An 8,927-nucleotide genomic window follows, 5' to 3' on the forward strand; every position below is an offset into this window, starting at 1 on the left:
TAGGGCCTTTTGCGGTTTTTATAATTAATAGCTAAACAAAATAATGGCAACCTAACTTAAACGGTGGTCCCTTCTAAACTAATCAAAGCATTCGTCAAGCGGTAAAAATACCCCTCTTGCAGCGCCTTAGCCCAGCTTCCCTCATCAAATGGCTCTGAGCGAATAATCTGTGTTAGCATCGCTTCGATCAACTTGACATCCTGGGTCAACATTACCTGTCCCACCGTCATATGATTGGTTTTCAACTTAATATGTGCTTGTTTGAGTGTCTTTCGATAGCGAGGATCACAATATGAACTGTCCAAGAACTCCTGACTAAACTTCAACATCAGGGGATCATACTTTGGGTACCCCATTTGCAAGATCCCATCCTCGCGATCAGTTGCTGTCCAGGCAATTTCTTGGTTCCGCATATCTTTAAAATATTGTACGTAATCCTGTAAGTTCATTTGATCACCCCCATTTACCTACTATCATAAGTTATTTTCAGTCAAAAGTCATTCAAAGTCGTCCAAAAAATTGGTTTAATTTAGTAGAAAAAAATTAAGCAACACTAATTTACACGTTATTGTTACCACAAACGATTTTTGTCCCTGAATTCGTGCTATTATGATCGCATAAGAACCAATTACTAGAAACGAGGTGCTTGCATGTGTACTAGTTTGACGATCAAAACCCTTAATCACCACGAATTATTCGGTCGCACAATGGATTTTCCCACCAAGACACCGTGGCGGCTTACTTTTTTGCCACAGCACTATCCTTGGCAACCAATTACGGCAACAACCCAATTTAACTCTCATTTCGCTATTTTAGGCGGCATGCGGCACATCAATAGTCATTATTTGATTGGCGACGGTATTAACACCGCTGGATTATGCTGTGCGGAATTGTATTTTCCCGTTGAGGCAACATATCATGAACAATTGGTAGTTGGCAAGATCAATTTATCGCCTCAGGATTTCACCACCTGGCTACTGAGCGAAAATGGATCGGTCGCTGAAGTTGCCAGCAAATTAGAACAAATCGCATTGATTAAAACACAATGGTATGACCACGACGGTATTTATCCATTTCACTGGCTGATAACAGATAAAACTGGAACAACAGCCGTTATTGAACCCACTGGATTTAATTTGGCGTTACAAAATAATCCTGTTAACGTCTTGACTAATACACCACCATTGGCAAAGCATATTGCTAATCTAAATCGATTTTTAGGATTACCTGGAATGGAATTTAATTCAAGAACCGTTGCAGCAATTAAAAAGCACTCTGGGACCTTGCCGCAACGAAAAATTCCCACTGATCGATTCATTAAGGCAGCCCTTGCTCGGTGGCAAAATGTACCAGCCGATGTTCCTGCAGCCACAATCGACCTGTTCAATTTGTTAGATAGCGTTTCTATAAAAAAAGAAAACGACCGCCACGATTACACCCACTATGAAGGGATAATTGATGTCAACACGCGGACATATTGGTTTAAAGACCTCGCAACTGGTAAATTAACCATCACCACCCTGACCAACGCCACTGCAAACTATTCGACCGCACATACATTTGAAATGGAGGAATAGTCATGAAGCACTTAGTTACTGCTGAACAAATGAAACATTTTGATAGTTATACCATCAATACAATCAAAATTCCATCAATGGTCCTGATGGAACGGGCCTCGCTGGCTGTGCGTGATTTTATCTTATCCGGTAATTTTGATTTAACAAACGTTATCGTGGTCGCTGGCTATGGCAACAATGGTGGCGATGGTTTGTGCGTTGCGCGACTATTAAAAATTGCTGGCGCCACCGTTAGGGTCGTTTCTGTTGGTAATTCTGAGCATGAATCTACTGAACATGCAGCACAAAGAAAAATTTGCCAGTATTATCATATCGATCTTCAGACAGCCACAGAGGCGCTTGCAGATGCAACATTGATTGTTGACGCAATTTTTGGCATTGGCATCGATCGCCCTATCGCTGGACCACAAGAACAAATAATTAATGCCATCAATGCAGTTAACGCAAAAATCGTCGCTGTTGACGTACCTTCAGGAATCAACACGGATACCGGTGAAGTGATGAACGTGGCCGTCAAAGCCACGGCCACAGTTACCTTTGCTTTTAATAAAGTTGGTTTAACTGTTGCAGCTGGTCCAACATACGCCGGTCAAGTAGAGGTTGCTGCTGATATGGGTACTTATGCAGTGGACGATAATTAATAATATATTGAAATAATTGCAAAAAAACAGAGTGCCCTGAAATTCAAGGCACTCTGTTTTAGTTTTTAATTAATTTGTTTCATGAATTCTAGTTGCCGATGTTACTCGACTACTACGCCGTGCTGGTCGCCGTAATTGGTGAACCACTCGACGATGACTTGCTGCTAACTCTAGCTCATCACCACGAAGCATTTGCCACGTTGAGATAATCAAGAGAATACATACAAAGATCAGCGGGAATCCGGCAATTGCACTAATTGCTTGGACCGTCTTGAAGCCTCCCACGAAGACAATTCCGAATGAGAATAGCATGAAGACAAACACCCAAAACAAACGGTTTGCTTTACTTGGTTGTTGACCAGGTGCTAATTTCAAACTTGTAAATGACGAAACAATAAATGCAGAAGACGAAATCGTCGTTGCTAAGAAAATAAAACATGAAACACAGTAAATCACTAACATAATCATCTTAAATGGCAACGTCGAAATGACAGTTGCAATCACGGATGCTTGGCCTTGTGTATTTAGGATGTGAATTAAGTTAACAATCCCAGCCTTTTGCAAGTATAGTGAATAGCCACCTAAAATTGCATAGAAGCTCATGCAGCCTAACGCACCATAGCCTAGCATTCCCAAAATAACCTGACGAATTGTCCTACCACGAGAAATTCGGGCGATGAACAATCCCATTACTGGCATGTACGACAACCACCAACCCCAGTAGAAAATAGTTTCTTGTTGTGCCACACCAGCATGCCCGTTGGAAGCAGTCGTGGTACTCATTGAGATAAACTTAGAAACCATTAGCCCTAAACTATTACTTTCAGAGTTCAAAATATAAATTGTTGGTCCCACTAATAAAACGATGAGTAGGAAACCAATCGCAGTCCAGATATGTGCTGAACTTAATTTATCAATTCCACCCTTGATACCACGTAACATTGTAACTGTGAAAATGGCGAATAAAATTATAAACATTCCTAATTTCAATAAAATGCTGTCTGGGACACCAGTTATTTGATTAATAATTCGGGAAATAACTGGAATTTCCATTCCAACTGAAGATCCAATACCACCCATGATACCGAAGACCACCAGAAAGTCGATTACTTGACGTAACACAGCCTTATAATGTTCTGGTCCATGTAAAACGGTAATTGCAGCACTAATCCGCATCACGCGCACATTTTTAACGTACATCACATAGGCAATTGCAACCGCAGCGGCTGCAAACATCATCCATGCCATCGGGCCCCAATTAAACTGGCCTAACATATGGGCATTACTGTATGCTGCCTTTGAATATGGTTTAGCGCCAAAAATAGGATGCTGAACATATCTGAGTGGGTCGACCATGCTTAACATTAAAATGCTGGCATCAATTGCGGTCGCAAAGACCATGCTGCCCCATTGGAAGCCACTGTATTCAGGCTTGTCCTTGGCTTTACCTAACTTAATCTTACCAAAGCGGCTGAATGCCAAATACATAAAGAAGACAAAGTTAATGATGTAAATCCATAGATATGCCCAACCCATTTTGGTAGTAATTGTATCCATCAAACTGCTTAAGCCAGACTTCAAACTAGAACCACCAATTAGTAATGCGATTGAAACTAAGCCGAATAAAACTGCAGTTGGTACAAACATCTTTTTATCAATATTCTGATGATGTAAAATAATATTCCTCCTAATTATTTAGGAATGATTTACATGCGTAAATCTTCCATCTTCGGTGAGCTACCGAATCATCCAGATGAAAATCATCAGGGTGATAAATAGTGCCACCTCATTTTGTGGAAAAATTTATCTCCACAATTTTTTAACACTGGCAATTTATTTACCGTTTCTTAAAAAACGATACAAAAAAACGCCAACAGTAAATCTAGTAATCTCCACTAGAAATATCTGCACAGCGTGCGATCTTATACAAATACTAATGAATTCGCTCATTTGTTTGATTGAATTTTTTTACGGACGAATCACATCCCCATTTTTATCCAAATGGTGGATAATGCGCGCCGGGTTGCCGGCAATCACAACATCATCGCCAAATGATTTGGTGACAACTGAACCAGCACCAACCACCATCCGACTGCCAAGCGTCACACCTGGTAAAATCGTGACATGACCACCCATCCAGACACTATCACCAACTGTAATCGGTGCACCCATCTCAATATCAGCATCTCGCTTTTGCGCAGACAAAGGATGAATTGGTGTGTAAAAGCCAACGTCCGGGCCAATATAACAGTGCTCACCAATCGTGATTGGACAAGTATCTAATAAGGTTAAATTGTAGTTAGCGTAAAAATGATCGCCAATATGGACATTAAAACCGTAATCAAACTCCAACCCACCTTCAACAAAAAAGTGAGAACCAGTATCAGCAAATAATTGTTGCACCTGCTGATTACGCTGATCGTTATTGTCAAGCTGGTTGATTTTAATTAATTCATGACGAATTTTAGTTCGTCGTGCAACTAATTCAGCATCAAACTGCTGATACGGTTGTCCAGCTGTCATTTTCTCTCGTTCAGTTAACATGATATTAATAGGGTACCACTTATCCGCCCATTTGTTAAAAATCATCGGCCCATGTAATCGTTTTCTCTAAATTACAAAATCGAAATTAGCCGTATAACCATACCGAATAGCGAGACATTGAAATTTATTTAATTTTTTTGGTATACACGCCCGTTTGTGGGCTTTTTTGACACTTTTATGAAACTGAAACGATTAAAAAATAACGTTCATTTTGTTTTTAAAAATAAATTTCTGTGATAAGCAATTTGATTAGACACCGGCGATTTTATAATTAAATTGTATACCCAGGATTCAATACTCATTCTCTTTTATCTTATTAAACCGTGTTCGCTCGGCCAAATACCTAAGGCTAAGACAACAGCGACCATCAATAAACTCAAAATTCGAGTTCATCAATGGTTACTCTTCCATTTTTTTGTTGAGACGTGTTCGCTCGGCCAAATACCTAGGGCTAAGACAACAGCGACCATCAATAAACTCAAAATTCGAGTTCATCAATGGTCGCTGTTGTCTTAGCCTACGGTATCTTAACGGCCTCGCTCACACTAGTGTGTCTACTTTATGATTCATCTTAATCTCATAATGCCGCAATACCCGGGAAATGGCGAACGTCAAAATGAAATATAATACCATCGTGATGGCGATTGGAATGACACCACGATAGGTATCTGCTTGGACAATTTTTAGTTGATAGATCATATCCGAAACCCCAATAATTGATACGATTGATGTTTCCTTAATTAGGGAGACAAATTCGTTCCCTAAAGCTGGCCAGATGTTGCGGATTGCTTGTGGTAATACCACACTGTACATCGTATCGTGTGCACTCATACCGAGACTCCGCGCAGCCTCTTTTTGTCCGGTACTAACTGAAATAATCCCACCACGAATCACTTCACATACATAGGCGCCACTATTTAACGAAACGGCAATAATACCTGACATTAACGCCGGAATATTAACCAGCACGCCTAACCCAAAGTAAACAAACAATATTTGGACCATTAATGGCGTCCCGCGAACAAACTCAACATAAGCTGTTGCCAACCATTTCAATACTTTAACTTTCGATAACCGCATGAAGGCCAGCAAAATACCGAGCAGAAAACCAATAATGACAGAAACAAAACTAATGCCGACCGTATATTTAACTCCCAGAGCAAAGTACTTCCAATAGTGCCACATTGAGTTATTAACTGTATTGACCTTCATATAAGAGCCAGCTGTTTTCAGATATTTATTTTCAATCCAGTTATGTTTTTTGATTTTTGCTAATGATTGATTAACGGCATTTTTAAGCGTTGTTGAGCCCTTACGAAATGCAATTGCATTACCCATTTCAACTGAAGATGTTTTGAAATGACCGTTAATAGCCACTAACTGAGAATCATTTTGGGCATATGCTTCCGCTGAAGCTTGGTCCTTTGCCACTCCATCAACTTTGTGCGTTTTCAGCGCCATAATCAGGTCCGTGGCATTATCCATTCCTTTAACTTTGACGTTGCTAATTTGCTTTTTCGCCTGGGTATACTGCAACGTACCAGTTTCTGCGCCAATCGTTTTGCCGCTAAATGAATTTTTGTTTTTATACACACCTTGATCACTTTTATTAATTAAAATATCTTGACCGGCAGTATAGTAAATTGACGAAAAATCAACACTCTTTTTACGTGCTGCTGTGGGGCTCATGCCCGATAGCACCATGTCAACTTTACCTGTTTCCAACCCAACTAATAAAGAATCAAAGCTCATTTTTTTGATCACTAATTTGACGCCCAAATCTTTAGCAATTTGCTTTCCAATCTCAACATCCATTCCCACAATTTCTTCGTGGCCATGCCGGTTAACCTGAAACTCGTATGGTGGATAATTAGGACTCATGCCGACCACCAACGTTTTCTTAGCTTGAATTTTAGCCAGTGAGTCGTCTGTTGTGGCAGCGTGTGCCGTCAGACTCCCTAATCCGCCAACCACACTGACCAGCAAAACCAGTGCAATCAAAAACTGGTAAACTCGTTTCATTTTCCAATCCCCCTTAAATAATTCCAATGTTTATAGCATACTCGCGTACGGTTTTTTATACAATATAATTTAGTGGGTTGGATAAAAATAATGTTAGTGGGAAATGTGTTGATTAATTTTTTCCTTCTCCTTTTTTTATTGATGAAACGTGTTCGCTCGGCCAGATACCTAGGACTAAGACAACAGCGACCATTAATAAACTCGAAAACCGAGTTTATTGATGGTCGTTCTTTTCCTTTTTTATTGATGAAACGTGTTCGCTCGGCCAGATACCTAGGGCTAAGACAATAGCGACCATCAATAAACTCAAAAACCGAGTTTATTGATGGTCGTTCTTTTCCTTTTTTATTGGTGAAACGTGTTCGCTCGGCCAAATACCTAGGGCTAAGTCAACAGCGACCATTAATAAACCCAAAAACCGAGTTTATTAATGGTCGCTGTTGACTTAGCCTACGGTATCTTAACGGCCTCGCTCACACTCTATACGATTGTATCAACCTTCTTATTCATTTTAATCTCGTAATGGCGCAAGATCTTTGAAATTACAAATGTCAAAATGAAGTATAGTACCATCGTAATGATGATAGGAATCACACCGCGATAGGTATCTGCTTGGACAATTTTTAATTGATAAATCATATCCGAAACTCCAATAATCGACACAATTGAAGTTTCCTTGATTAGGGATACAAACTCGTTCCCTAATGCTGGCCAAATATTGCGAATTGCTTGTGGTAGTACCACACTGTACATCGTGTCGTGGGCGTTCATTCCCAAACTACGAGCGGCTTCTTTTTGACCCGTGCTGACTGAAATAATTCCACCACGAATCACCTCACAGACGTATGCACCACTATTCAGCGATACTGCAATGATACCAGAAATCAGTGCTGGAATATTGACGATGACGCCTAAACCAAAGTAAACGAACAATATTTGGACCATCAGTGGCGTACCACGGACGAATTCCACGTAGGCAGTGGCTAACCAGCGTAATGGCTTTAGCTTTGCCAAACGCATGAAAGCTAATAAAATACCTAGGACAAAACCAGCAACCACCGAAACTGCACTGATCCCGATTGTATATTCAACCCCTAAGGCGAAGTATTTCCAATAATGCCACATCGATGTATTAGCTGTATTGACCGTCATATATGAACCGGCCTTTTTTAGGTACTGTTTTTCTACCAAATTTTGCGATTTAATCGTGTCGATTGACTTGTTAACCTGTGTCTTCAAAGCAGTTGATCCCTTGGCTAGCGCGACCACATCACTAGTTTCTGATGAACCCAACTTAAAATGACCATTTTTAGCCACGATGCTAGAATCATTTTTGGCATACGCCTCCGCAGTTGGTTGATCTAATACGACCCCATCAACTTTGTGCGTTTTCAATGCAATTACCAAATCAGATACAGTTTCAATGCCCTTAACTTTCGCATTTTTAACTTGTTGTTTAGCTAGGTTAAATGGTAGTGAACCAGTCTGGGCCCCCAACGTTTTACCACTAAACGAAGTCCGGTCCTTGTAGACACCCTTATCAGCCTTATTAACTAAAATATACTGACCTGCTTTGTAGTAGGCTTTTGAAAAATCAACGCTTTTAGCCCGCTTAGCCGTCGGGTTGACCCCAGATATAACCATGTCGACCTTGCCTGATTGGAGGGCCACTAGCAACGAATCAAATGACATTTTCTTGACGACCAACTTTACGCCCATATCCTTAGCAATTTTGCGCGCAATTTCGATGTCCATCCCGACAACTTTACCCTTTGACATAAATTCATATGGTGGGTAATCAGGACTTGTGCCCAAGACAATTTGTCCCTTTTGCTTAATCTTGGTTAATGAATCATCCTGTCCCGTTACGCTGCTAGTCGTCGAACTGGACGAGTTAGCTGAGCTTGATTCGTCAGTGTTTGCTGCATTCACAGAGCTAACAAATGTTGGTAAAACTAACATCATACTGGCCAGCGCAATTACTAGCCCCTTACATATTTTCTTGATCATTTTTACTGCCTCCACTTTAAATTCACCGTGATCTAGTATACTCAATTATGTTTATTTATGCTACATAGTCTGAGTAAATGAATGACTTTTTATTTGGAACAGCAAAAAAGCGACGAAAACATTATTCGTCGCT

7 protein-coding genes are annotated in these 8,927 nt (G+C 40.3%); 2 read left to right on the plus strand and 5 right to left on the minus strand.

Going from position 1 to position 8,927, the window contains the following annotated elements; translation table 11 throughout:
* Positions 1 to 56: 56 nt before the first annotated feature.
* Complete coding sequence (locus WDC_RS02565) at positions 57 to 449, minus strand: DUF6508 domain-containing protein (protein WP_044010252.1); 393 nt, start codon at positions 447 to 449, stop codon at positions 57 to 59.
* Between the two features lie 201 nt (positions 450 to 650).
* Here WDC_RS02565 and WDC_RS02570 point away from each other — a divergent pair, with 201 nt between their 5' ends.
* Positions 651 to 1,577, plus strand: coding sequence for a linear amide C-N hydrolase (locus WDC_RS02570; protein ID WP_044010253.1), 927 nt, complete (start codon positions 651 to 653; stop codon positions 1,575 to 1,577).
* A 2-nt stretch (positions 1,578 to 1,579) separates the two neighbouring features.
* Complete coding sequence (locus tag WDC_RS02575) at positions 1,580 to 2,218, plus strand: NAD(P)H-hydrate epimerase (RefSeq protein ID WP_044010254.1); 639 nt, start codon at positions 1,580 to 1,582, stop codon at positions 2,216 to 2,218.
* Between the two features lie 69 nt (positions 2,219 to 2,287).
* Here WDC_RS02575 and WDC_RS02580 read toward each other — a convergent pair whose 3' ends face one another.
* From WDC_RS02580 to WDC_RS02595, 4 genes are all read right to left on the minus strand, one after another.
* Positions 2,288 to 3,865: a BCCT family transporter gene (locus WDC_RS02580; RefSeq protein ID WP_044010255.1), complete on the minus strand. Its 1,578-nt coding sequence runs from the start codon at positions 3,863 to 3,865 to the stop codon at positions 2,288 to 2,290.
* Between the two features lie 321 nt (positions 3,866 to 4,186).
* On the minus strand, positions 4,187 to 4,765 hold the full coding sequence (locus WDC_RS02585; protein WP_156126984.1) for a sugar O-acetyltransferase: 579 nt from the start codon (positions 4,763 to 4,765) through the stop codon (positions 4,187 to 4,189).
* 537 nt (positions 4,766 to 5,302) lie between these two features.
* Entirely contained in the window at positions 5,303 to 6,784 is a 1,482-nt protein-coding gene (locus WDC_RS02590) for an ABC transporter substrate-binding protein/permease (RefSeq protein ID WP_044010256.1), read from the minus strand.
* Positions 6,785 to 7,264: 480 nt separating this feature from the next.
* Entirely contained in the window at positions 7,265 to 8,794 is a 1,530-nt protein-coding gene (locus tag WDC_RS02595) for an ABC transporter substrate-binding protein/permease (protein WP_044010257.1), read from the minus strand.
* Positions 8,795 to 8,927 lie beyond the last annotated feature (133 nt).

Origin of the sequence: Paucilactobacillus wasatchensis (genome assembly GCF_000876205.1) — a bacterium.
Lineage (GTDB): Bacteria > Bacillota > Bacilli > Lactobacillales > Lactobacillaceae > Paucilactobacillus > Paucilactobacillus wasatchensis.